Here is a 23050-nt window from a genome sequence, read left to right as displayed (position 1 = left end):
CGATACCGCCCCACCCCAGCGATGATACATTAACAACGAGGCGGCCGGTGTTTCGAATGGTCTATTTCGAAACCAACCGCTCACCGGTTTTACTGAGTGGATTAACTTGGAGTTTGTAGAGCGCGAGCAGACATCCCACGAGATCATTGAAACTGGTATTCAACTCCATCTTGCTGGCCTATCACTTTCGAATCCAAAACAGTATTTTGACAGTTTGGGTGTCGATTTGAGTCGAACAACAACTTACAACTGGGTTTAAAATGCCGATCTACAGCCATCTGATGGGGCAAGTACGAATCGCGTTGTGATTGATGAGACTACGACTCAGATCAATTCGGACAGATTCTGGCTGTACACCGCTGTAGATCCTCGTACAAACAAATTCGTTCACGTTGACGATGCGCTATTTCTCGTTGACGCTGGTGGACATCTCACGGCTGCGCTCTCACAAATCCCGATCCGATTTCAAATCTCTCGTCATGGAAATCGAAATGCCGTCAAACGTGTCTTTAGAGAAGTAAAAGCAAGAACCCCCTCGTTTTCAAATACGTTCAGAAGCACGGAGCCGACAGCGGCGGAATCTTGCCACCGAGCCGTCGCCGTCTGCTAGAACCGATGCTTAACTTCACACGACTCCCCACCCCTCGGTGAAACGAGCCGGTGCCCCAGGGTCGCGGGCACGGTGGCGGTGTGGTCCCCCATGGCCAGCCGGTCGCTCACCGCGTGGAGACGCGTTCGTCGACGGTCACGGTCGGCGGTTGGTCTGCGAGCGCCGCCACAGCGTCCATGAACGCGGCCCGGTAGCTCGCTGGTCCTCCTGACGTCTCGTCGGCTGCACGCTCACCAGCGAGTCCGTATGCGAGGACGGCGACAAGCGACGCCTCGAGCGTCAATGTCGGCGCTTCCGTGGACGTGCCGACGGTCGACGCGACCGTCGCGAGCGTGCTCCCTAGCATACAGCCCGAGCCGACGAACGAGCCCATCTGCTCGTGGCCGGCATCGACGGTGTACACGCCATCCGATCCGGCGACAACGTCCGTCGCGCCCGACGCGACCACAACGGCACCTGATGACTCCGCCAGCGCACTCGCCGCGTCGGCGACCCCCGATGCCTCCCCGACCGATTCGACGCCTTTGACGGCTGCTTCCTCGCCGGCCAGTCCACGGATTTCGCCGGTGTTCCCCTTGATGATGTCCACGGAGACCGCCTTGAGGAGTCGCCCAACCGACTCGACGCGGTGTGGCGTCGCGTCGTACCCGACCGGATCGAGGACGACCGGGACGCCGGCCTCGTTCGCGCGATGGCCGGCCTCAACCATCGTGTCGACGTCGGTCGTCGTCGCCGTCCCGGTGTTGATTACGAGTGCGTCCGCGCCGGCAGCCATGTCACCCGCCTCCGCCGGTGCGTCCGCCATCACCGGGAGCCCACCCCAGTGGAGTGTGACGTTCGCCGTCTCGCTCGTCGTCACGTCGTTGGTGAGGTGGTGGACGAGCGGCGACGACGACGCAATTGCGGTCAGTGCACCGCTGACGGCGTCGTCGTCGATCGGTGGCGCGGTGGCCCGCTCATCTGGCACGCTCGACCACCTCTTGGAGCGCCGCTGCGGCCGCTTTAGGGTCGTCAGCGGCCGTGATAGCTGAGATGACCGCGACGCCACTCGCGCCCGCTTCGACAACAGGTTTGGCGTTTTCAGCGGAGATTCCGCCGATGCCGACGACTGGGACGTCGACCGCGTCGGTGATCGACCGGATTCGCTCGGGACCAACACCGTCACGATCGTCAGCGACATCCTTCGAGCTCGTTCCATAGATGGCACCCACGCCGAGATAGTCAGCCCCGGCGTCGACGGCCGCGCGCGCCTCCTGGACGGTTGCCGCAGACACACCGACGATCGCGTCCGAACCAAGCTGGTCGCGAGCGACCCCGACCGGGAGGTCTGTCTGGCCGAGGTGTACGCCGTCGGCGTCGACGGCCGCGGCGAGGTCGACGCGGTCGTTCACGACGAGTGGGACGTCCGCCTCGGCGGTGAGCTCGCGAAGCCGGTGACCGAGCCGGTACCGGTCGCGGGCGTCCATCCCCTTCTCCCGGAGTTGGACGACGTCGACGCCGCCCGCGAGCGCCGCCTCGACGACGGCCGGCGTCTCCCTACCGGCCGAGTGAGCGTCGTCCGTCACGAGGTACGTTCGCCACGCAGGTGTATTCATTAGTGATACCTAGTCGTGGTCGCCAAAAAACGGTTGTGTTCTGCTGTCGTTCGCGTGCAGGCGGTCTCTTCGTGTACCTGAGGGTCGACAGACAGACCCAAGCCGGTGACGACACAAGAGCTGTATATGGGTTCCCGGCTTCGAAGCGCAGCCACATTCGCCGCGGCGACCGTCGCGGGCGCGCTCGATCGTGCTGGTGTTATCGAGCGGGACCGGCTCACCGAGACCCTTGACCTCGCCTGGCCGCGGATCGTCACGGGCTTCGCCATCATGTCGAAGAACACGGTCGACCTCGCCGTCATCGGTATGGTACTCGGTGCGCCCGCTGTCGCCGGGATCGCCTTCGCGTTCGCCTACTGGCAGCTGGCGAAGTTCGTCTCTATCGGCCTCGCCGGTGGCACCGTCTCGCTCGTCTCACAGAACTACGGCGGCGACGAACGCGACCGGGCGGCGCTGGTGGTCAAACAATCGCTCGTCGTCGCCGTGGCACTCGTGTTACCGATCGTCGTCGGCTACGTGACGTTCGCGGAGCCACTCATTGCGCTCGTCGGTGGCCAAGGAGACGCACTCGGGTATGGGGTCACCTACCTCGTCGTCACCGCGCCGGCGCTCGCGTTCGAGTTCTTCAACATGATCGCCAGTCGGACGTACGCCGGCGTCGGCGACACGTTCACCCCGATGGTGTTTCGCGCCGGTGGGGCCCTGCTCAATGTCGGACTCACGATCGGGCTCGTGCTCGGTGCGGGCCTCGGTGTGACCGGTGCTGCACTCGGGACGGCCGTCTCGATTGCGGCGGTTGCGATCGGGCTCTCGTGGGGCCTCACCGGGCGGTCGTACTTCGGCCGCGGCGCCTCACCGGTCCCTGTCGGTCGTGACGGCGCCTGGATCGACACAGAGTTGATCGGACAGCTCGTCCGAGTGTCTGCGCCGCTCGTCGCGCGTCGGGTTGCAGAGGGAATCGCCGTCTTCCCGCTGCTCTGGGTGGCGTCGTCGTTCGGCCAAGCGACCGTCGCCGCACTGGAGGTCGGACGACGGGTTCGAGCCCTACTCGGTAGCTTCAGCTGGGGGTTTTCGATCGCCGCGAGCACCCTCGTCGGACAGCGTCTGGGCGCCGGCGACGAAAACGGGGCCACGGCGTATGGGCGAGACATCATCCGCCTCTCGGCGCTGGTCTACGTCCTCGTGTCCGCAGCCGTCGTGGCTGCGGCGACGCCAATAGCACAGGTGTTCGTCGACGACCCGACCGCGATCGCCGCGACCGCGGCGTTCGTGATCGTCGCAGCGGTCTCTGCGGTGCCACTGGGTGTGAACGGCTCGATAACCGGGTCGCTGCGGGGTGCTGGTGATACTCGGTGGCCGTTCTTTGCCGCAATGCTCGGGCTCTATGTGTTCGCACTCCCGGCTGCGTTCTTGGGAACAGTGACGGCGCTCGGCGTCGGCGGCCTTTACGTCGCCGTGCTCGTCGAGAAGTTCGTTCCAATGGGGGTGAACCTGATTCGATTCCAGTCTGACCGTTGGCAGGCAGTCAGTCGGCAGTACCGCCCCGACGAGACGGAGTCAGAAGGTGCCGGTGGGTGAGCCTGGTTGACCGACTACTGGTCGGCGGCGGCGACGGCATCAACGACCTCGATGCTTCCGGTAAGCTGTCGGTGGACGTACGGAATGTCGATCCCGGCCTCGTCGAACGCCTCTTTCACTGCTGTGACGTACTCAGAACGGACGCGGACGAAGTCTCCGCGGTCGGGGTCGTCGATCCACCAACGGGACTGTAACCCAACGTCGGAGCCACCGAGTTCGACGAGCCGAACGGACGGCCCCGGATCCGCCATGATATCTGGATGGGCCTCGGCCTTCTCGATGATGATGTCAGTCGCCTCCGCGATATCGTCGTCGTATCCGATCCCGAAGACGAACTTCTGCCGGAGCGTCTCGTAGGCGACTGGGTTGGTGACCGCGCTGTTGGCAAGATCGCCGTTTGGCACCGTTATTTGCTCGTTGTCGAACGTTCGGATCCGCGAGACGCGGAGGTCGATGTCCTCAACGCGACCGGTGTTACCGTCCCACTCGATCCAGTCTCCGACCTGGAACGGTTTGTCTTTCAGGATGAACACACCGGCGACGAAGTTGCCGAGCAGGTCTTGTGCGGCGAATCCCACAGCGAGTGCGAGGGCACTGCCGAAGACAGCGAACGCCGAGAGGAACGCACCATACCCGGCGAGTGTGAATGCGACCGTGACCGCAGCCACCCAAACGACCACGCTCGCGACGCGCGACCCGAGGCCACGAACCGCTTCGTCGAAGCCGCGGGCGGTGAGTGCTCGGTCGACCGCCGGGACGAACACCGTCCGTCCGAGAAGCAGTACCCCGAGGAAGCCGCCGAGGAACAACGCAACAGTGAACAACACGTCTGCGGCGGCAGCCGTGATCGCCGTCAGTCCGAACTGTAACGATACCATCAACTCATTATTTTTGACGGTCACATAATAGCCTACCGGGACCCGTCGCTGGCGCGGGCGTCACCGGCCGGTTGGGGATCGAGCGGCCCATCGCCGCGCGCGACCGCTCTGAGTCGTCGGCCATGGACGTCATCAGCACGGATCCGGTCGCGAATCCGTGACGAAAGCCACGACTCACCCTTCGATTGTGCCGGTGCCGGCGCCGGAGACGTGTCCGAAGGCCGGAGATCGGTAGGAAGATATCGGCTGTATGTCGGAAGTCGCTCGCGGAGCGTGAGTCCGCCAGCGTCGGCGACCGCACGAAGCCCATCGAGGTCGGGCCAGGCGTAGGCGGGGTTGATGTAGTCGTCTGTCACCGGCGAGACCCCGCCAAGGTCGTCGATCCCGCAGTCGACCAGCTCGCCCGCCGGCGAGAGGTTCGGTGGGACCTGCACCGAGACCTCCGGTGGGAGCGCGGCTCGGGCCATAGTGACGACCCGTCGCATCGTCTCAAGGCCCGGCTTCGGAAAGTCGGACCGCTCGTTCGGCACGACGTTCTGGACGATCACCTCTTGAACGTGGCCGTACCGCTCGTGTAGCTCACGGATTGCGAGGAGACTCTCGGCGCGGTCACGCCAGTCCTCACCGATCCCGACGAGGATGCCCGTGGTGAACGGAACACCGTGTTTTCCGGCGGCACGAATTGTGTGCAGCCGCTGTCCGGGCGTCTTCCGGCGGCTGCCACTGTGGGCGTCGACGTCGGCGGTCGTCTCGAGCATCACCCCCATCGAGGCGTTTACGTCACGGAGGGTTTCGAACTGTGCCTCGGTGAGGTCGCCGGGATTCGAATGCGGTAGCAGGCCCTCCTCTAAGGCGATCTCACAGGCACGATAGAGGTAGTCGTGGATGTCCTCAAACCCCCACGCGTCGAGCTGCTCGTGGATCGCGGTGTACCGAGCGTCAGGGGCATCACCAAAGGTGAACAGTGCCTCGGTACAGCCTGCGTCTGCACCCACGCGACACTGGTCGCGTACCTCCGTTGGCGAGAGCAGGCTCGCCTCTCCTGGAACGTCGTAGTACGTACAGTACGTGCAGGTGTACCGGCATGCCGTCGTCAACGGGATGAACACGTTTCGGGCGAAGGTGAGCGACCTCGGTGTGTTGACGTCGGCCGGCTCGACGGAGAGCAGTCGCTCGACCGCCGGCTCCTCAACGTCGACGTCTACGTCGTACTCGGCTGCGCCCGCGAACACGTCCAGGGCTGGGTGACCGAGTAGCAAAAGCGTCGCGGTCGCGCCAATCACCGGTCGCATCGAGTGCCGGTCACGCCCGCGTCGCGGTCACGCGTCCATCGGCCGTCTCGAGTGTGAATCCCGCATCACGAAGCCACGCCGTCGCGGCCCCCGACCCGTGTATCAGTACCTCCGCCAGGTCGGTCGGCTCATCGATATCGACCGCAAGACGATACGAGTCGACGGTGTTGACCGTCGCGTCGAGCCGCTCAGCGGCGCGCCGGTGATCGAGGTACGACGCGCCGTGGTAGTCGACGCGGAACGCCGGCTGCCGGACAACCAATGCGTTGGTGCCACCGCCGCGCCCTGGCGCGATCGTCACGTCGGCGGGCGACTCCTCCTCCAACTGGTTGCACTCTCGGTCCGGCGCGAAGAGCTGCGCGAGAGCATCCGGCGTAGCGAGCGCAAGGTCGGCCATCACGACGGCGACGCCATCTTCCCACGGGAAGGCGAAATCGCTGGTTGTGTCGGTCGCGGTGGTTGAGTCGTCCGCGATGTGTCCTTGTTCTAGCGCTGCGTTGACCGCGTCGGTCAACGGCCGAGCGTCGACGATGACAGGCGGATCGAGTGACCCGGGGACGTCGACGGCTGGATCGAAGGGTGCGGTCGCGAGAATGTGTGGGGTGCCGTCGGCCATCACGATGGCGTCGAGCACGTCGGCGAGCATCGCCCGGGCGAACTCGCGTCGCTCCTCAGGAGTGAGGACAGACGCGAGGCGTGACTTCGGCTCAGCGACGGCAAACGGAACGAGAACGTCCATCCAGCGGTGAGATTAAAACAGTGACTCGAGCTCGTCGGTGTCGTCGGAGACGAGCGATTCGAGGTTCTCGTCGCTCTCCTGGCGGATCTCGTCGAGGTTCTCTTGTGCCTCGATGGCGACCTGCTGCAGCTCTTTGATCCGTGGGACGTTCGTCACGCCCGACAGCAGAATCACGCTCGCGACGAAGCCGGAGCCGCTGTACGGGTAGTCGCCGCCGCGAACCTCCATCGAGCCGGTCTGCTCTTCGAGCCACTTCCGACCGCGCTCTATCCCCTTTCGGTTGAGGTACGCTGGCGGTCCGGCGAGTACGAGTAGTGCGCGCTCTGTCCCGTCGACTTCACACGGAAGCGTGAGCCGGCCGAGCGCCGCCTTACGGACGAGACTCGTGATTCGGTTCGTGGTGTGTGCGCTGTCGAGTTCGTCGGCACCGTCGTCGCTGCGGAGTCGCGAGAGCAGTCCGCCGCTGTTCGGGTCTTCGACCGCTTCTTCTGCGTACCCGATCGTCGAGACGCCGCCACCAGAGAGGGTATTGATTATCTCAGAGGAGTCGACGACGCTCTCTGCGACCTCTTGGCCCTGTTGTACCTCGCCGGCACCGAAGAGGATCCCGAACCGACGAACGATCTCCTCGTTGATCTGATCGTATCCGCCTTGGACGGACTCGCCGGTCTTCCGCCAGGCGTCGTTGTCGAACACCATCAGGTTGTCCACCTCGCGGACGAACGTCTGGAACGACCGCGCCGCGTTGAGCGTGTAGATTCCTCCTTCGTCGCTTCCGGGGAGGATGCCCATCCCGTACACCGGCTCCGTGTAGATGCGCTTGAGGTGTTTTGCGAGCACCGGCGCGCCACCAGATCCCGTGCCGCCACCGAGCCCAGCGATGATGAGGAACGCGTCAACCTCGTGAACCGGGATCGAATCGATCGTTCCTTGTACCTCGTCGATGTCCTCCTCGGCAATCTCTGCGCCGAGCTCGTTGTCGGCGCCGACGCCGTGACCCTTCACCCGCGACTGGCCGATGAGCACGCGCTGGTCCTCACGGATGTGTTCGAGACCCATCAGGTCCGCTTTCGCCGTGTTCACCGCCGCGGCGGCACGAACGATCTCAGAGCCAGTCCGTTTGTCGTACTCTAAGAACTTGTCGACGACTTTCCCTCCCGCCTGTCCGAAGCCGATCATTGCTAATTTCATCGTGAACTCACCCGTTCAATTGGATGTGCAGAGTCGCATCGGGTATATAATCGTTCTGGTGGTCGCGCCCTGACCGACGGCCCATCACGCTCCGATCGGCTGTGGATCGTCACGTGCACGGTCACTCGACCCCCAGGTACGAGCCCAGCGTGGTGAGATCGTCGGAGTCGATTTCGAACGCATCGACGTCGTTATCATCGGTAGTGTTGTCGAACTGTAACGACCGGTACTGGTCACTGCCCATTGGAAAGCCCGGGACGGCACCGAGTATACCGAGCCCGATCCGGGCGAGCGGCATCGGCAGCGGGACGATCGTTACCCCGTTACGCTCCGCTTCGTAGACGAGCTGTGTCACCGCCCGAAGCGTCAGTCGCTCTGGTCCACCGATCTCGTAGATTGCACCGATGTGCTCGTCTGCTTCGAGCGATTCGACGATCATCGAGACGAGATCGTCGACGTGAATGGGTTGGAATCGCGTCTTCCCGCCGCCGGGAAGCGGATACAGCGGGACGAGCGGGGCGAACAGCTTCTTCAACCGCTTGGTAAACGAGACGAACTCGCCACCCTCTCCAAAGACGACGGAGGGACGGAACACCGTCCAATCGAGGTCGCTCGCTTCGACGATTCGTTCGGCCGCACCCTTCGCGCGGATGTACGCCGTGTCGCCGTTCGGGTCGGCGCCCAGCGCACTGAGCTGGACGAATCGATCGACGTCGGCGGACTCGGCGGCGCGGACCAGGTTCTCGGTGCCGGCCCGGTGGATGCGGTCGTGCATGACGTTCCCGCCTTTCGGCTCGAAGAGCGGTGAGAGCGCGACGAGATTCACCACCGCATCCTGCCCGTCGACCGCAGCGGCGATCGAGTCGGGCGCCGTGACATCGCCAACGACGCTCTCGACACCCTCCGGTGTCTGCGCTGGTGACCGTGACAGCGCGGTCACCTCGTGACCGGCCTCGGCGAGCGCGCGACAGAGATGTGACCCGATGAAGCCGGTCCCACCGGCTACCAGCACCTTCATATTTCCTAGTTAGCGAGGGGCAATTGTAAACTTACCGTGCTTGTCAGACGGGAGGCCGACGCGGCGCATACGGATCCGTACCGAACTATCACGTCCACCGGTCGAGTCCGGTCTGCACCTGTGACTCCCGGATCCGGTCGAACCCCCGCTCGACCGAGCTCGGATCGACACCCCACTCGTCGACGACGTACGCCCGAGCGGCGTCGACGTCCGGTGAGACCGTCGCATCGAAAGAGGCGTCCGTGACGGGTGGGTCGAGGAAGAACGAACGGACCGCCTCTGCGTTCGGGATCGACGCGTCACGCGCTTCGAGCACCCCCCAGAGGTCGTCGTGCTCGCGAATGGCTGAGACCGCTGTCTTTGGACCAACACCGTGAACACCCTCGTTGAAGTCCGTCCCGCACAGCATCGCAACGTCGACGAGTCCCCCACGGTCGAGCTCAAGGTCGGTGAGCGTCGCCTCGAGGTCCATCAACTCGGGGTCACCCTTGCCAGTCAGGCCGCGGAGGGTAGTTGGCGCGCCGAACAACAACGTGTCGTAGTCCTCGCTGCCGGCGTGGTCGACCGAGCCGGTTGCGGCCATGTGTGCACACTGTGCCTCGCCTTCCGCCGGCGCCTCGATCACCGGCACGTCGAGCAGGCCAAGCAGCTCACGAGTCGTCTCTTGGATGACGTCGGTGAGCCGCTGTGTCCGCGCCGAGAGCCGAGCAGCCTCGACGTCGTCACCGCGGGCCGCCGCCTCGGCCCGTCGCTCCTCAGCGCGCTCTCGCTGGGCGCGACGCTCCGCGACCTCGTCGGCTTTCATCGACGTCACCTCGCCGTCGAACACCATCACCGGCGTGAGGTCGTGTTCGAAGAGCGACGCGAGGCCCGTGACGACGCCGAGTAGGTTCGGCACCTCAACGCCGTCAGCGGTCGTGTACGCCGACGTGCTCGTCCACTTCACCGTCGTGGTGAGGTACCGGTACAACCAGTTGTGTGCGTCGACGGCGACGACGCTCCCCTCGAGCTCATCGAAGGGGACCGTCTGTATCGCTGCGAGATCGCGCAGGTCCGCGTTTCCCATCGTATCGGAACAGGCTCTCCGACCGCTTAAACGGTGAGCAGATGAGTCAGAACAACTGCGGTGCCGACCACGACCGTTGAGTCACTCCCGAACGCGACAGATAGTAGCGTTTGCAATTGGGTTCACGAATCGATCTAGCATGTAGGCTGCAGCGCTTTTGAACCAGTACGACAGCGAAATAGATGAACGCGTACGTGTGAGCGCTACGATAGCAGCGACACAGTGTGAGACGTTTATGTGTCTGGATCGGCTACCGTGTGCTGTGAATGGTTTCGCCGTTCGACGTGTTAGACGTCCCCGACGACGCCGACGCTGATGACGTCGAACGGGCGTACCGTGAGCGTGTCAAAGAGGCGCACCCCGACACCGGTGGATCGATCGAGGAGTTCACCCTCGTTCGGCGCGCCTACCGCGAGCTTGCCGCCCGCGACCTGAACGGGACGTCCACGGAGCCGGAAACCGACGAATCACTCGACATCGAGCCCGAAGCGGCCGCCGAGGAGACACAAACCCGCGTGACGTTTCTCGACTACGAGGCGGTCGCCGACCGCGGCTGGGGCATCGGCGACGAGGACCTCTTCGTGAAGGCGGCCGACGCGGGGATGTCGTCCACAGACTACGGCCGGTTCCTCGTCGAATCCGACGAGAGCCTCCTCGAGGCCGCAGAAAACCGTGGATACGCCTGGCCGTTCTCGTGCCGGGGCGGCGCGTGTGCAAACTGTGCGGTGTACCTCCACGAGGGCGACCTCTCACAGCCCGCGAATCACATCCTCTCTCCAGAGCTCACCGATCGAGGATTCCGACTCTCCTGTAACGGGTATCCGGTTTCCGACGAGCTGAAACTCGTCTTTAACGTCAAACACCTCCCCGAATTGGACGAACTCCGACTGCCTCCAGGACCGTTTCGGCGCGCAAAATCGCAATAATCGGCCCTAATCGCAGTAGTCGTCTTTATCTGCCTCGCGTGGGCGCAACCACGGGCGCTGTGATCGACTGGCGACCAGCGTGCGCTCAGAACGCGTCGGCGATCGCGGCGACAACCGCGTCCTCGACCGCGTCGCGCTCGCCGGCAAGGAAGGAGATCTTCCCCTCACGGCGCCCGGCCGTCGAGACGTCGGCCCCCGGAGCTATCTCGGCCGCTCGTGAGGCGACCGACCGCACAGAGAGGTCTCCCGTAGACCGCACGTACAGCTCGTCGGTGCCGATCCCGACGGTGGCGAAGGCGTCACCGTTCGCGTGGTGGCGATGGAGGTCGTCAAGCAGGAGCGGCGTTGGTGGGAAGTCGTACCGATGGGTGTACGCGTCGGTATCCAACAGCGCGAACTCGACGCCGTTTACCGACTCGGTGACGATGTTCGCGCTTGCCGTCTCGCGTTCGGTCTCAAGCTTCTCGCGGAACTGTGCGGAGACGTGGGCGGCGAGGTCGCCGCTGTCGTCGAACAACAGGTCGTCGATCAGCTCGCGTTTGTCCTGGTACGACTGGTAGTACGCCTCCAGGGCGACGGCCTCTCGGAGCTCCGCGATCCGTTCGCGGTCGTAGCCCGCGTCACGGGCGAGCGTCACGTACCGCGTTGGCGTCTCCGCCCAGTAACTCACCGCCGGGAGGTGTACGAGGTCCGACCGCACCTCGTCGTTGACCGCAGAGGCGAGCGAAGACACGAGTGCGCCCGTCGAAAGGTCGGCGTCGACGGACTCGAGCGTCGGCGACACCAGCGTGTCGACCTGCTCACGCGTCTCGGCATCGGCGACCGCAGCGTCGACGACGACCGCCTCAACGTCGTACACAGAGAGCAGGTCAAGCCCATCCGCGGACTCGGTTGTCGACCCGATGCCCACGAGTACGAACAACGGCAGCTTCTCATCGTGCCGGTCGCGGTCCTGGAGCATCCGCGTGGCGTCGTTTGTCGCTGCATTCATTCCGTACACCGGCTCGTCGGTGGGCCGGCGAGTAAAGTAGTGGTACGCCGCGTCGCTCTGTTCGTGTGCGTCGCCGATTAGCGGTAGCACGGCCCGCTCAAGCGCCGCGCCAGCCACGTAGCCGTCCGCCGTCGCCGGGTGCCGAACGACGATCGGTCGTGACTCGAGCACGGCACGACGGATCGCTTCGGCGGCATCCAAGAGCCCCTCACCGAGCCCTGCGACCGCCTCGTCACCGGCGAGTGGCTGGAGTCCCTCGGGTCGGGCTTCTGCAGCGAGAGCGTCCGCGAGTCGCGTCTCGACCGTGTCGGCGTCGTCGCCCGCGAGTACGGCGAGTGCTTCGGTCTCGATCTGCAGATCGCCGCGGCGGCGCTCAACCTCGCCGTTGAGTCGAATCGCGTCGCCGACAGACACGTCTGGGTACGCACGGACGCCCGGCTCGACGAACGCCGCGGCGTCGACAACGCCCGTCTCGTCACGAAGCTCGAAAATGGTCGGTCCACCGGTCTGTCTGACGCTCACGACCTCGCCTTCAACACGGACCGTCTCGTCGACGCGGTCGCCGAGTGAGGCGACGGTAACACGTTCCTCCGGTGCCGGGGTCACCGAGTCGGTCGGCTCGGCCGTCTCTTCGACGGTGGACTTTGTTTCCGGTTCGGTTGGCTCCGGCTCGTCTGACGCGACCGGCTCTGGTTCGGTTGGCTCCGGCTCGTCGGCGACCTCGGCTGCGGTGTCAGTCGTCTCGGTCCCGTCCGTTTCGGTCGTATCCGCCTCGGTTGGTTCGGTCGTCGTTTCGGCCGTGTCCGTCTCGGCTAGTTCGGTCGTCGTTTCGGCCGTGTCCGTCTCGGCTAGTTCGGTCGTCGTTTCGGCCGTGTCCGTCTCGGCTGGTTCGGTCGTCGTTTCGGCCGTGTCCACTTCTTCGGACTGGCCTGTCGGAAGCCACTCGCTGTCCCCGTCGTGGATCAGTTCACCACGGAACTCGCGTTCGGCTTGCCGAATCGACCACGCGAGGTCGATGTTTCCGTTATCGCGCACACCAGTGACCTGCACGAACACGTCGTCGCCGGGCTCCCACTCGAGACTCTCAAGGCGCATATCGAGTTCCGAGCGGTGGAGGAGGCCGGTGACGCCAGGCGCCAGGTCGACGAAGACGCCGAAGTCAGCGTACCCATCGACGACACCGCGGTAGAAGCGGTTCGCGACGAGTTGGTCTGGACTGTTCCCGCGGAATTCAAAGACGACGTCCTCTTGGTGAGACCGGCAGATCAGACCGTCACCCTCGACGTCGGTGCCACAAATGATACAGGATCCCATTTGCGTGTATCGAGTGGCTCCCGCTTAAAACGGTTGTCGAAACCCACTCAGGCGCCCAGAACCGCACGAACGGCGGCGACGACACGATATCCGACCCCGTAGCCAACCAAGGCCGGCGGCACGCCAGCGACGAGCGTTCGGAGCGGTGTCGTCTCATGTACCGTGTGCAGACCGACCAAGAGAAGCAGTGTCGCATACGCGCCACAGGCTATCCGGAGACTCGGAATCGCCGGCCCAGCGAACGCCATCGGCGCACTCGCGTACGCAACTACTTGAACGGTTTCGCTCACGCCACCACGGTCACCGAGTCGGAACGACGGGGTGACTGCGATGCTGGCGACGAGCAGCGACACTGTCGCGAGCGCGGCAGTCAAGTGGAGCCCGACGGGAGCGCCGAGTGCCGTGACGATCAACACGACGACGACAGCAGAGAGCGCTACGCTCTCGGCGATACCAGGGACGACCGCTGGTTCCGTCACAGTCCACCCGAGAGTGAACGCCCCCGCGATGACTGCAGCAAACGTCAGTCCAGGCGCTTGGTCGCCGGGTACGACACCCCGCTCAAAGAACCGCCTCGGGCCGGTGAGCACTGCGACCCACGCTCGCATGATGCCGCGCGGGCCGCGCGCCCGACCGCTGGGAGAATCCGGTGTCGGCGTCGGGGCAGTCGGGGCGTCGGGGCGCTCGGTCGAACGAGTCACGACTGGTTTACGGGCCGACTCACTAATGCGATTGCGGTTCTGGACTGGCCGTGTGAATTATCAAAATCAATACTCGGGGGGAAACAGGTAGCGTCCTCCGCGAGCGAGAATGCGTATGCGCTCTCTCGTACCCGACCGCCGCGGATTCATCCCGGTCGCCGGCACCGGCGTGCTCGTTACCGTCGTAGCGCTTGTCTTGACTGTCATCGGCGCAGGTGTCTTCGGACTCGTCGACAACACCGCGCCGCCGGAGGCGGCGTTCGAGATCGAATCGACGACAGACGGCGTCGTCGTCACGGCACTCGGGCCCGACACCGTCTCCGCCGGTGAGCTCTCAGTGCACCGGGAGGCTGAGAACGGGACGGTGTCTGTTGTATCGTGGCCGGGGACTGGGGTCGTCTCGGCTGGAGACCAGGTGACACTTGCGGCGACACCCCCCGGTGAGAAGCTGACAGTCGTATGGGAGCCGCGCGGATTCGCCCGCGAGGAAACACTCGCACGCTACAACCCCGAGCGAGACGCCGGGTCGGAACTGCGTGCGGCCGGAGCAACGAACCCAAACCAGGCCTGAGGGGCAGGTCAGCGCGTGGGTCCACCACGTGGTTTATGTGGGTGACCGTACGTATACTGCATAATGTTCTCACGGGCTCGACGCGCCTGGCGCTTCGCAGTCGACTCGTACGTGCTCTTCGTCGTGCTCGGCGTGGTCCTCGGGGCGACCCTCGCCCCGATAGCGGTCGGTCTCGCGTCCGCACCCGGAGGTACCGTTGCCGTCGTCTACATCGATGGCAGCATTACCGGCGCGCAGGCCACCTCGTATTCGGCACAGATGGAGGCAGCCCGAGCAGAGGCTGACGCGGTCGTCGTAGTTGCTAACAGCGGCGGCGGCAGCGCACCCGCGAGCGAGGAGATGTACATGGAGACGGTCCGAACCGCCGAGCAGGTCCCGGTCGTCGCCGCTGTCGATGGTGTCGCCGCCTCCGGCGCGTACTACGCGATTGCACCCGCTGAGTCGATCTACGTGAAGCCCTCGTCGACGGTTGGGAGCGTCGGTGTCGTTGCGCAGGCGCCGCCACAGATAGAGCCGAACGACCAGATCGCAACGACGGGACCGAACAAACTTAGCGGCGGAGACGGACGGGAGTTCCTCCACGGCCTCGCAACGATTCAGTCGGCGTTCCTCGGCGCGATATACGAACACCGCGCGGACCGGTTGGCGCTCGAGCGCGACGAACTGGCCGACGCGGCGACGTACACCGGGATGGCGGCGGTCGAAAACGGGCTTGCAGACGCGGTGGGCGATAGAGAGCGAGCAGTCGACGCCGCGGCGGCAGCCGCAGGCATCGAGAATCCGTCTGTCGAGGTGATACGACCGGCTGACACGCGGTCGACGTTCCTGACACAGAGCGCGTACCTCGCGAGCGACGCCCCCTCGCGCGAGCTCACGGGAGTCGATGTGTACCGCGAGGAAGGAACCGGGCTCCCGACGTATCTGATGGTGCCTGCGGGAGTGGTAGACGCTGAATCCTCGGTCGTCGACGGGGAAGCTGCGGTAGCCGCTGTCAACACTACCAGCGAGGCGAGCACCGAGGTAGCCGAGGCGACGGAGCCCTCGGTCCACAACGACACACGGTCGTCGGTAAGAAGTCGGCTAGGACCAGACGCGCGCTCGGTCGCATCAGTGGGTCTCACATCGGCGACGAATCTGGCAGTCTCCGCGGCGGTCGGAGGTGACCGATGAGTCTTCGTCGTGGCCTCCTCGTGACCGTTGTCGTCGCCGCGGTCATCGTCGTCGCAGCTGTCGGCGTCTCACTCGGTGGGTCGTCGAGCACGCCGGCGAACACGACCTTCGAGGCGTTCGACACCGACGACGCGGTAAGTGAACCCTTGCCTCGCGGTGGCTCCGTAACCCCCGACCCGTCGATCGGAACAGGAGATGTTGTCCTCGTAGACGACTCGAACGGGAACCGGTTCACCCGCGCGGACATCGGCCCGCTCACCGAGGGCATCGGGCGATCCGGCGCACGGGTCCAATTCCACGAGACGGGGGAGTTTGAAGACGCGCTCGCAACGGCAGACGCGCTCGTCGTAGTGGACCCTGCGACCGCGTACAGCGAGTCTGAGATCGACGCCATCGATGCATTCGTCGACGACGGCGGCCGGTTGTTGATCCTCGCTGAACCGACACGAACCTCGATCAGCGGCGGGCTGCTCGGCGCGCAGCTAACCGCCCAGGAGAGCGAACTCACCGGTCTCGGATCGCGGTTCGACGTCCAGTTCGATACGCGGTACGTGTACGATCAAACACAAAACGACGGTACCTATCAACAGGTCGTCGCAGAGCCGAGTGGCGATGGGGCGCTCTCAGATAGCGATACAGCCAGACTCGATGCAGACGCCGAGATCGCGTTCAGCGTCGCCAGCGAGGTACAGAGCACCGGCGACGGCGAGCCGGTGCTCGTGAGTGGTGAAACCGCACGAACCGCTGGCACCGACGACCCCAGACGCCACACGCTTGCGGTGCGGGACGGGAATGTGCTCGCCGTTGGAGACACCTCGTTCGCAACCGCCGGTCGCTACGACGTGGGCGACAACGAGGCGTTCCTGACGGGGATCGTAGAGTTCCTTGTGGGCGCCAACGAGGCCGGTACGAGCAGCACTACGGAAGCGGTCACGAACGCGACCACAGGAGGATCGAACGCGACGGCGAATACGACAGTGAACGCGACGGCAGAAGACTAAACACGGCGCCGTCACCGGGGCTGACCTTCGATCGAGTGTGGTCCCGTCTCGGCCGAGGTCCGCGAGTGAGCGAAACCACATGAGATTTTAACGCATGGAGCCGTTAACCAGTCTATGGGAATACTCTCTCGCGCCTCCTACGTCATCCGCTCGAAGGTGAACACGCTGTTGAACCGCGCGGAAGATCCAACGGAGACGCTCGACTACTCCTACGAACAGATGCGCGACGAGCTCCAGGACGTCAAACAGGGCATCGCCGACCTCACGACACAGAAGAAGCGCCTGGAGATACAGAAACGAAAACTCGAGGAGAACGTAGAAAAGCACAATCGGCAGGCTCGCGAGGCGGTCCAACAGGACCGTGATGACCTCGCACGCAAGGCCCTCGAAAAAAAGAAGTCGAAGATGAGTCAAATCGAGGCGCTTGAAGGACAGGTAGCCGACCTCAATGACACCCAGCAGGGACTCGTCGAGAAGAAAAATCGGCTCCAAAATCAGATTGAGGAGTTCCGCACGAAAAAAGAGACGATGAAGGCCCGCTATGAGGCGGCAGAGGCCTCCTCACGCGTGTCGGAGGCGATGACCGGCGTCGGCGACGAGATGGAAGACGTGGGGCGTTCGATAGAGCGCGCCGAAGAACGAACCGAAGAGATGGAAGCGCGCTCGGAGGCGATGGACGAACTCGAAGAGTCCGGCGCGTTCGAGAGCGCTCTCTCGGACGAAGACGACATCGACCGAGAACTCGAGGAGCTCTCGACGCAAGGGGCGGTCGACTCCGAGCTCGAGACACTCAAAGGAGAGGTCGGCGGAGACGAGGATGCTGGTGAGAGTGGGGAGTCGACAGAATCGACCGAGAGCGACGAGGCAGTCGAAGCGGAACTCGAAGAGATTCACGCGGACGTCGACGCCGAAGAGTCGACCGAGTGACGAGCACCCAGTGTGCAGCGAGAGAACCGACTCCTGTGACGAGTCTCACCCGTGTGTGTAGCCGCGGTCTGCGAGTGGGTCTCCATCGACGGTGACACCGGTGTCAGCCGCACGGACGCTCCCGACGCGGGTTAGCTCGACCGGACACTCTCGGCGGGCACGGTCGATAGCGGCCGGGGGAAGCGTGCACACAAGTTCGAAGTCCTCGCCAAAGTGCGCGGCCATCTCGAACCGTTCGTCGGGGTCGTCGGTCAGGGTCTCGATGGCCGGGTGCACCGGAACTGATCGGCCGTCGAGTGCGATACCGACGTCGCTCGCCTCGGCTATCTGATGGAGCGACCGGGCGAGCCCATCAGAGGAGTCCATCATCGCAGTGGCCGTCTCAGCGAGTGTGTGGCCGGCTGCAACCCGCGGGGTGAACTGGAAGAGTTCGTTCGCTTGGTCGGTTGCCTCGGCTGTCTCCCGGTCGAAGAGACGGAGTGCAGCCGCCGAGCGACCCCATCGGCCGGTGACACAGAGGGCGTCACCGGGGGCCGCTCCCGATCGCCTGATGACACCATCAGCAGGAGCTGTCCCGATCGCGGTCGTCGCGGTCGTGAACTCAGCGTGGGTGTCGAGGTCGCCACCGACGTACGACGCGTCGACGGCGGCACAGACGTCGGTTGCGCCCGCGATGAACGCGTCAAGAGCGTCGGGATCGAACCGCTCGTCCGCGTAGACGGCGACTGCCGCGGTGGCTTCTGATCCCATCGCGGCGACGTCCGAGAGCGAGGCGCCGACCGCGCGCCACCCGGCGGTGTACCGGGTCGTTCCCGGCGGAAAGTCGGTTCGCTCGTGGAGCATGTCGGTGGTGATGACCGTGTCGTCAACGACCGCCGCGTCGTCGCCGGCGGGCGAGAGGTCGGCCGCGAGTCGTCGAAGGGCGTCGCGCTCGTTCACGGCCGCACCATGACCGCCGGGCGATTAGAACGTTCGGTCCCGAACGGCTCCCGTGGACAGTACTATCATAATCGTTCATTAGAGTTAAGTCACTAGAAGGTGTACACAGAGACGAGATGCCTGTACACGGCCGCGATCACATCCACTCCCGACGCTCAATCGAGTTACCAGCCGACCGATCAAGCCGTCACCCGAGACACCCGAATGACACCTAACCCGACGACGACCCACCGCACGAAACCAGCGACACAACAGACCAACTCGCCGAATCACCACAGTGATTCACCGAATCACCGAACCGACCCAACAGCGACGACGAACCCGACCACTCCCGACAACTCGGATACAGCGGTTGAGCGACTCGTGCCGATGGCGCCATCCGGATGGGGACCGCAGCCAGATCCGACGACCCTCCCGATAGGTCGATACGACTGAGTCGGTCAGCTCTGGACCAAGAGCGGCGGAGTTTTCCCGCTCCCAGCCGGGGTTCACGTATGGACGATGAGCTCATCGACAACACGGGGAGGCCGCTGTCTCGGTACACTCGCCTCCCGGGCGCCGGCTTCTTTTATCCCGACTCACTGGACGAACAGCGGGCAGAGACCCGCGACCGCGAGACAATAGCGGGCGCCGACGCAGTCGTGATAGCTGACGGCGATGCCGACGGGCTCGCCTGCGCGGCGATGATCCGGGCCGCCCACGACGCAGCACTTGACCCGGAGCCCTTCGAGCGAGCACTAGCCGCGAGGGCGGCCGACAGCGACGCGGACGCCGACGCAACCGCACACGACGAGGCGACCGAGGACGTCGATGATACCGCTGTGGACGCCGACGAGACCACAGACGTCGACCCAACCGAGGACGCACACACTCGGTCTTCGGTGGGCCTCCTCGCCGCCGGTCCGTACGCACTCGACACCACCCTCGAACGCGTCGCAGAATACACCGAGGCGGACGTCGATGTGTACGTCTGTGACCTTTGTCCAGACGACTACGAGCCGATAGCGGGCTCGCTCGAATCGATCGCAGAGACGGCGGCCTCAGTTCGGTGGTTCGATCATCATCAGTGGGACTCGGCGGTCGCCAAGGCAGTCCGCGATACCGGGGTCGACCTCGTCGTCGGGGCATCAGACGAAGAGTGCACTGCCGACGTGACGCTCCGATCGCTCGCGACCGACTTCGGCGAGCGATGGCACGAGCTCGCCGAGGTGACGCGTGACCACGACCTGTGGATCAAGACGGACCCGCGGTCTGACGACCTCGCCGACTTCTCGTACTGGTCAGAGAGTGAAACGTACACGGCACTCATCGGGGCGTACGGCGCAGACCTTCCTGAGACAGTTGGGAAGTACATCGAATCACGACGAGTCGAAAAGACCGCGCGGATCGACGCAGCCGTGGACCGGGCGGTCGTCCACGAGGTGGGTGAGTGGTCGGTCGGTGTGACCTACGGCCGCTGTTCACAGAACGAGGTGGCAGAACGACTCCGTGAGGCCGGTGCCGACGCCGCCGTGATCGTCAAGCCCGCCGGGTCGGCGTCCATCCGGGGATCGGAGCGCTTCCAGTACGCCCACGAGGTCGCCGGTCGAGTGAATGGGGGCGGGCATCCACAGGCGGCCGGCTGCAAACCGGATATCTACGACGACATGCTCGATTACGCCAACCACTGGACGACCGAGGGACAAGCGTGTAAGCGAGTCATCCTCGCCGCGTTCGAGGCGGTCGCCGAAGCGGCGCAAGCTGACGAGGAGGACGGCGAGGCAAAAAACGGCGGGTCGAACGACGGCGAGTAGGCCGACCGGGGCGACGAACCGAGAAGGGAACCCAGTCGCGCGGCGCGTCCGATCACGACGTCGACGGCGACATCTGAATGTTCAGGCTCTTTTGTACAATCTGCGTGAACGCCATCGAGCAAAGGAAGTACCAGACGATCCACATCTGTAGCGGCCCGACGAGCCCGGCGTCCCACGTTACGGCGCCGGCGAGCGGCACGATGATTTCCTGGGTGGCTATCGCCGGGTACGCGGACTCGGCGCCGCGGTAGCCGATAACCCAGAACATCCAGAGGAACGCCGGGATCGTGAGGAACATTATCCAGACCATCGGGCGGAACTGTTCTTTGAACATACCGAGCTGATCGCCCATCGCGTCCATCTGCTCCTCTTGGATCGCATCAAGCGCCTCGTCGTCGTCGCGTTCTTTGGCGTCCTTGCGCCGTTCTTGGATGTCTTTCATCCGATCTTGATACATGCTCATCTTCTCCATATCCATGAGCCCGGCGCGCAACAGCGTGGAGTAGAGCCCGGTCGCGAGTGCGATGAGCATGATGATCACATAAAAGGGGACGAGCGAGAGCAGCGGCCCCAACACTACATCGATCGCCCCCGCAATGAGTTCTCGAACCGGTGCGACCGCGTATCCGGCGAACGCACCGATCGTCGCGACCGCCGCCAGCTTGTCCCACTTCGACCACGATGTGGTCTCGGGGGTCTCGATGTCGCTCCCGCTGGAATCGTCGGGTGTTTCGAGTCCCGCCTCGATCTCCTCGATGCTCGCGAGCGCGAATCCCTCCTCGCCGTCGACGAGCACCTCCTTTTCTATCAGCCGGCCCCACTGGCCGCTCGTTATCTCGTCGCGGACATCGACCCAGCGAACCTCGCCGTCCGTGGCGCGATCAAGGACAACTTCAACGGCGGTTCGCATCTCGTTGTCGCCGTCGACGAGCGAGCGAACCCGTCGTTCGACTTTACCCATTGCACGCCGGTTCGTCGCCGACGGTTAAGAAGCTTGTAGGATCGACGAGCGGGGCGTCGCCGGGGTGGCTCACTCGGCGGAACTCTGGCATAAGGCCTACGACTCGACGACCGACTGGATCCGCTCGAAGACGGTCGCAGGGGGTGCCTCTCCGTCGACCGTCTCTAAGACGCCCTCCGCACGGAAGTGTTCGACCACGGGTGCCGTGTTCTCCTCGTAGACGGTGTGTCGCTCGCGGGCCGTCTCCTCGGTGTCGTCCTCGCGCTGGACGAGGTCGCCGCCACACTCGTCACAGACGCCGGGTTCTTCCGGCGGCTGGAACTCGACGTGGTAGTTCGCGCCACACGATTCACACACGCGACGGCCCGTGAGCCGGTCGACGAGTACCTCCTCGTCGACGTCGAGGAAGACGACCGCGTCGAGGTCGGTAATAGATGAGAGGAACTCAGCCTGTTCGAGCGTTCGGGGGTAGCCGTCGAGGACGAATCCATCGGCGTCCGAGAGCGCCTGTTCGACGATCTCGTTGACCACAGGATCCGGAACAAGTTCGCCCGCCTCCATGTACGAGCGCGGCGTCCCGTGTTCCGTCTCGATATCCTTGTTCGCTCGAAGCGCGTCCCCTGTGGTGACGTGCTCGAGGTCGTACGCGTCGGCCAGCTTCGCGCTCTGTGTGCCCTTCCCGGCGCCCGGCGCTCCCAACAACAAAATGCGGTGACTCATGGGTTTGCGGTCGGTGTCCGCACGTAAAGCCTTGAAGATTCGACGCCGGGCGCTGTGATCGGACTACTCGGCTGAGCCGTCGTCTGAGGCGTGCTCGGCGGCTGTGTCGGCGGTTGGCTCGTTGAGCCGCAGCGCCATCTCGAGTTCGAAGCTCTCGGTGTTCGACGTCTCGAAGCCGATTTTCTCGTACAGCGAGACGGCCGCGCGGTTCCACCGCTCGACGGTGAGCCACACCCGCTCGATCCCGGCTGCCTGTCCACACCCGAGGAGCCCGCGGATGAGCCGCGTTCCAATACCCGCGCGCTGGAAGGTCTGGTGAACGAAGATCGCGAGCTCGTACGCCTCATCGTCCGGCACGAGCGTCGCATGCCCCGCGACCGACCCTTCACACCAGGCGATCACGTTCAGGCAGTCGTCGGTGAGGATCGCATCGAGCCACTCGCGCACCCGTGACTCGCCGCCAGGGGGTATCCCCTGTGCGCGGTCCGAAGGGTCGAACGAGTCGTACATCGCCACGAGCGCCTCGTAGGACGCATCCGAGCCGTCGTACTCGCGTATCTCGACCTCGCGTCCCTCGCCGTCGGTGAACGTGATCGGGGGCGTCTCGAAGCGTCCCGCAACCGCGTCCGGGTAGCGTCGATCTCTCATCGGACGAGCGTGACCGAGGTGTTGCTGTTCAACAGGACGAACTCGGCTATCGGCCCGATCGAGATCTTTCCCATTGGGCTAGTGTGTCCGCCACCCAACACGATTCGGTCGAATCCCTCCTGCTCGGCAATATCGACAAGTCGGCTTCCAGGGTCACCATCGATGTGGCGGACCGTAGCGTCGATCCCCGCCTCAGCTATCGCCGCTTCCGCGCGGCGGATCACCTCTACAACTGCGATCTCTGCGTCCGGGTTCTCTACCACCCCAATGGTGAGGTCGTCGCCGGCAACCGCCGCGCGTTCGACTGTCTGCTCGAGCGCGCGCAGCGAGTCGTCGCTGCCGCCGATTCCACAGAGCACGTGCATGGTTCCCCTCTCACGCGGGGGTCTCAAAAGCGTTCGCCGTCGGCGCGGTCAGAGGG

The 23050-nt window shown here is 64.4% G+C and carries 22 protein-coding genes and 1 pseudogene; 8 read left to right on the top strand and 15 right to left on the bottom strand.

Going from position 1 to position 23050, the window contains the following annotated elements:
- Positions 1-28: 28 nt before the first annotated feature.
- Positions 29-610: pseudogene (locus ACWUI7_RS08685) on the top strand (transposase domain-containing protein).
- A gap of 106 nt (positions 611-716) precedes the next feature.
- Here ACWUI7_RS08685 and thiM read toward each other — a convergent pair.
- Both thiM and thiE read right to left on the bottom strand, forming a co-directional pair.
- The gene (gene thiM / locus ACWUI7_RS08680; RefSeq protein ID WP_496641833.1) at positions 717-1577 is read right to left on the bottom strand and encodes a hydroxyethylthiazole kinase; all 861 of its coding nucleotides are present in this window, start codon (positions 1575-1577) and stop codon (positions 717-719) included.
- Positions 1567-2205, bottom strand: a complete 639-nt coding sequence (thiE, locus tag ACWUI7_RS08675; protein ID WP_496641832.1) for a thiamine phosphate synthase — start codon at positions 2203-2205, stop codon at positions 1567-1569. Before thiE ends, thiM begins: the two co-directional genes overlap by 11 nt.
- Positions 2206-2331: 126 nt before the next feature.
- On the opposite strand from thiE, the gene ACWUI7_RS08670 reads away from it, so the two are divergent.
- Positions 2332-3783 (top strand): MATE family efflux transporter, encoded by a 1452-nt coding sequence (locus tag ACWUI7_RS08670; RefSeq protein WP_496641831.1) that lies wholly within the window; start codon positions 2332-2334, stop codon positions 3781-3783.
- Between the two features lie 14 nt (positions 3784-3797).
- Here the strand turns inward: ACWUI7_RS08670 and ACWUI7_RS08665 are convergent, their stop codons facing one another.
- From ACWUI7_RS08665 to fen, 6 genes are all read right to left on the bottom strand, one after another.
- Positions 3798-4661 (bottom strand): mechanosensitive ion channel family protein, encoded by an 864-nt coding sequence (locus ACWUI7_RS08665; protein ID WP_496641830.1) that lies wholly within the window; start codon positions 4659-4661, stop codon positions 3798-3800.
- Positions 4662-4693: 32 nt separating this feature from the next.
- Positions 4694-5893 carry a 7,8-didemethyl-8-hydroxy-5-deazariboflavin synthase subunit CofG gene (gene cofG, locus ACWUI7_RS08660; RefSeq protein WP_496642056.1) on the bottom strand — a complete coding sequence of 400 codons (1200 nt, stop codon included), beginning with the start codon at positions 5891-5893 and terminating at the stop codon, positions 4694-4696.
- Between the two features lie 70 nt (positions 5894-5963).
- Positions 5964-6692: a 2-phospho-L-lactate guanylyltransferase gene (gene cofC, locus ACWUI7_RS08655; RefSeq protein WP_496641829.1), complete on the bottom strand. Its 729-nt coding sequence runs from the start codon at positions 6690-6692 to the stop codon at positions 5964-5966.
- A 12-nt stretch (positions 6693-6704) separates the two neighbouring features.
- The gene (locus ACWUI7_RS08650) at positions 6705-7883 is read right to left on the bottom strand and encodes a tubulin/FtsZ family protein (protein ID WP_496641828.1); all 1179 of its coding nucleotides are present in this window, start codon (positions 7881-7883) and stop codon (positions 6705-6707) included.
- A 121-nt stretch (positions 7884-8004) separates the two neighbouring features.
- Positions 8005-8901, bottom strand: a complete 897-nt coding sequence (locus tag ACWUI7_RS08645; RefSeq protein ID WP_496641827.1) for a complex I NDUFA9 subunit family protein — start codon at positions 8899-8901, stop codon at positions 8005-8007.
- 88 nt (positions 8902-8989) lie between these two features.
- Positions 8990-9967, bottom strand: coding sequence for a flap endonuclease-1 (fen, locus tag ACWUI7_RS08640; protein ID WP_496641826.1), 978 nt, complete (start codon positions 9965-9967; stop codon positions 8990-8992).
- Between the two features lie 266 nt (positions 9968-10233).
- On the opposite strand from fen, the gene fer reads away from it, so the two are divergent.
- Complete coding sequence (fer, locus tag ACWUI7_RS08635) at positions 10234-10893, top strand: ferredoxin Fer (RefSeq protein WP_496641825.1); 660 nt, start codon at positions 10234-10236, stop codon at positions 10891-10893.
- Positions 10894-10978: 85 nt separating this feature from the next.
- Here fer and ACWUI7_RS08630 read toward each other — a convergent pair whose 3' ends face one another.
- Positions 10979-13198 (bottom strand): DHH family phosphoesterase, encoded by a 2220-nt coding sequence (locus ACWUI7_RS08630; RefSeq protein WP_496641824.1) that lies wholly within the window; start codon positions 13196-13198, stop codon positions 10979-10981.
- Between the two features lie 47 nt (positions 13199-13245).
- Positions 13246-13806, bottom strand: a complete 561-nt coding sequence (locus tag ACWUI7_RS08625) for a YIP1 family protein (protein WP_496642055.1) — start codon at positions 13804-13806, stop codon at positions 13246-13248.
- 208 nt (positions 13807-14014) lie between these two features.
- On the opposite strand from ACWUI7_RS08625, the gene ACWUI7_RS08620 reads away from it, so the two are divergent.
- The 4 genes from ACWUI7_RS08620 (at position 14015) to ACWUI7_RS08605 (ending at position 17568) form a co-directional block, all read left to right on the top strand.
- Positions 14015-14470, top strand: a complete 456-nt coding sequence (locus ACWUI7_RS08620; protein WP_496641823.1) for a type IV pilin — start codon at positions 14015-14017, stop codon at positions 14468-14470.
- 63 nt (positions 14471-14533) lie between these two features.
- Positions 14534-15640 (top strand): S49 family peptidase, encoded by a 1107-nt coding sequence (locus ACWUI7_RS08615; RefSeq protein ID WP_496641822.1) that lies wholly within the window; start codon positions 14534-14536, stop codon positions 15638-15640.
- Entirely contained in the window at positions 15637-16641 is a 1005-nt protein-coding gene (locus ACWUI7_RS08610; RefSeq protein ID WP_496641821.1) for a DUF4350 domain-containing protein, read from the top strand. Before ACWUI7_RS08615 ends, ACWUI7_RS08610 begins: the two co-directional genes overlap by 4 nt.
- A gap of 114 nt (positions 16642-16755) precedes the next feature.
- Positions 16756-17568: a PspA/IM30 family protein gene (locus ACWUI7_RS08605; RefSeq protein ID WP_496641820.1), complete on the top strand. Its 813-nt coding sequence runs from the start codon at positions 16756-16758 to the stop codon at positions 17566-17568.
- A 45-nt stretch (positions 17569-17613) separates the two neighbouring features.
- Here the strand turns inward: ACWUI7_RS08605 and thiL are convergent, their stop codons facing one another.
- Positions 17614-18507, bottom strand: coding sequence for a thiamine-phosphate kinase (thiL, locus tag ACWUI7_RS08600; protein WP_496641819.1), 894 nt, complete (start codon positions 18505-18507; stop codon positions 17614-17616).
- Positions 18508-19001: 494 nt separating this feature from the next.
- Between thiL and ACWUI7_RS08595 the strand changes: the two genes are divergently transcribed.
- Entirely contained in the window at positions 19002-20300 is a 1299-nt protein-coding gene (locus ACWUI7_RS08595; RefSeq protein WP_496641818.1) for a DHH family phosphoesterase, read from the top strand.
- Positions 20301-20352: 52 nt separating this feature from the next.
- On the opposite strand, the gene ACWUI7_RS08590 is transcribed toward ACWUI7_RS08595, so the two are convergent.
- The 4 genes from ACWUI7_RS08590 to ACWUI7_RS08575 all read right to left on the bottom strand — a co-directional run bounded on the left by ACWUI7_RS08590 (position 20353) and on the right by ACWUI7_RS08575 (position 22994).
- Positions 20353-21261 (bottom strand): DUF106 domain-containing protein, encoded by a 909-nt coding sequence (locus ACWUI7_RS08590; RefSeq protein WP_496641817.1) that lies wholly within the window; start codon positions 21259-21261, stop codon positions 20353-20355.
- Positions 21262-21357: 96 nt separating this feature from the next.
- Positions 21358-21981: an adenylate kinase gene (locus ACWUI7_RS08585; protein ID WP_496641816.1), complete on the bottom strand. Its 624-nt coding sequence runs from the start codon at positions 21979-21981 to the stop codon at positions 21358-21360.
- Positions 21982-22044: 63 nt separating this feature from the next.
- Positions 22045-22629 carry a GNAT family N-acetyltransferase gene (locus tag ACWUI7_RS08580; protein WP_496641815.1) on the bottom strand — a complete coding sequence of 195 codons (585 nt, stop codon included), beginning with the start codon at positions 22627-22629 and terminating at the stop codon, positions 22045-22047.
- Positions 22626-22994 (bottom strand): universal stress protein, encoded by a 369-nt coding sequence (locus ACWUI7_RS08575; RefSeq protein ID WP_496641814.1) that lies wholly within the window; start codon positions 22992-22994, stop codon positions 22626-22628. Before ACWUI7_RS08575 ends, ACWUI7_RS08580 begins: the two co-directional genes overlap by 4 nt.
- Between the last annotated feature and the right edge of the window lie 56 nt (positions 22995-23050).

The sequence above is a fragment of the Halorubrum orientale genome (genome assembly GCF_059623105.1).
Note: the sequence above shows the minus strand (reverse complement) of the source record. Positions and strands in the feature narration are given on the sequence as shown.

Excerpts from the sequence above, each read along its gene's own strand:
- thiE (WP_496641832.1), bottom strand. The coding sequence starts at position 2,205 with ATGAATACACCTGCGTGGCGAACGTACCTCGTGACGGACGACGCTCAC.
- ACWUI7_RS08670 (WP_496641831.1), top strand. The coding sequence starts at position 2,332 with ATGGGTTCCCGGCTTCGAAGCGCAGCCACATTCGCCGCGGCGACCGTC.
- ACWUI7_RS08665 (WP_496641830.1), bottom strand. The coding sequence starts at position 4,661 with ATGGTATCGTTACAGTTCGGACTGACGGCGATCACGGCTGCCGCCGCA.
- cofC (WP_496641829.1), bottom strand. The coding sequence starts at position 6,692 with ATGGACGTTCTCGTTCCGTTTGCCGTCGCTGAGCCGAAGTCACGCCTC.
- ACWUI7_RS08650 (WP_496641828.1), bottom strand. The coding sequence starts at position 7,883 with ATGAAATTAGCAATGATCGGCTTCGGACAGGCGGGAGGGAAAGTCGTC.
- ACWUI7_RS08645 (WP_496641827.1), bottom strand. The coding sequence starts at position 8,901 with ATGAAGGTGCTGGTAGCCGGTGGGACCGGCTTCATCGGGTCACATCTC.
- fen (WP_496641826.1), bottom strand. The coding sequence starts at position 9,967 with ATGGGAAACGCGGACCTGCGCGATCTCGCAGCGATACAGACGGTCCCC.
- fer (WP_496641825.1), top strand. The coding sequence starts at position 10,234 with ATGGTTTCGCCGTTCGACGTGTTAGACGTCCCCGACGACGCCGACGCT.
- ACWUI7_RS08630 (WP_496641824.1), bottom strand. The coding sequence starts at position 13,198 with ATGGGATCCTGTATCATTTGTGGCACCGACGTCGAGGGTGACGGTCTG.
- ACWUI7_RS08625 (WP_496642055.1), bottom strand. The coding sequence starts at position 13,806 with ATGCGAGCGTGGGTCGCAGTGCTCACCGGCCCGAGGCGGTTCTTTGAG.
- ACWUI7_RS08620 (WP_496641823.1), top strand. The coding sequence starts at position 14,015 with ATGCGCTCTCTCGTACCCGACCGCCGCGGATTCATCCCGGTCGCCGGC.
- ACWUI7_RS08615 (WP_496641822.1), top strand. The coding sequence starts at position 14,534 with ATGTTCTCACGGGCTCGACGCGCCTGGCGCTTCGCAGTCGACTCGTAC.
- ACWUI7_RS08610 (WP_496641821.1), top strand. The coding sequence starts at position 15,637 with ATGAGTCTTCGTCGTGGCCTCCTCGTGACCGTTGTCGTCGCCGCGGTC.
- ACWUI7_RS08605 (WP_496641820.1), top strand. The coding sequence starts at position 16,756 with ATGGGAATACTCTCTCGCGCCTCCTACGTCATCCGCTCGAAGGTGAAC.
- ACWUI7_RS08595 (WP_496641818.1), top strand. The coding sequence starts at position 19,002 with ATGGACGATGAGCTCATCGACAACACGGGGAGGCCGCTGTCTCGGTAC.
- ACWUI7_RS08590 (WP_496641817.1), bottom strand. The coding sequence starts at position 21,261 with ATGGGTAAAGTCGAACGACGGGTTCGCTCGCTCGTCGACGGCGACAAC.
- ACWUI7_RS08585 (WP_496641816.1), bottom strand. The coding sequence starts at position 21,981 with ATGAGTCACCGCATTTTGTTGTTGGGAGCGCCGGGCGCCGGGAAGGGC.
- ACWUI7_RS08580 (WP_496641815.1), bottom strand. The coding sequence starts at position 22,629 with ATGAGAGATCGACGCTACCCGGACGCGGTTGCGGGACGCTTCGAGACG.
- ACWUI7_RS08575 (WP_496641814.1), bottom strand. The coding sequence starts at position 22,994 with ATGCACGTGCTCTGTGGAATCGGCGGCAGCGACGACTCGCTGCGCGCG.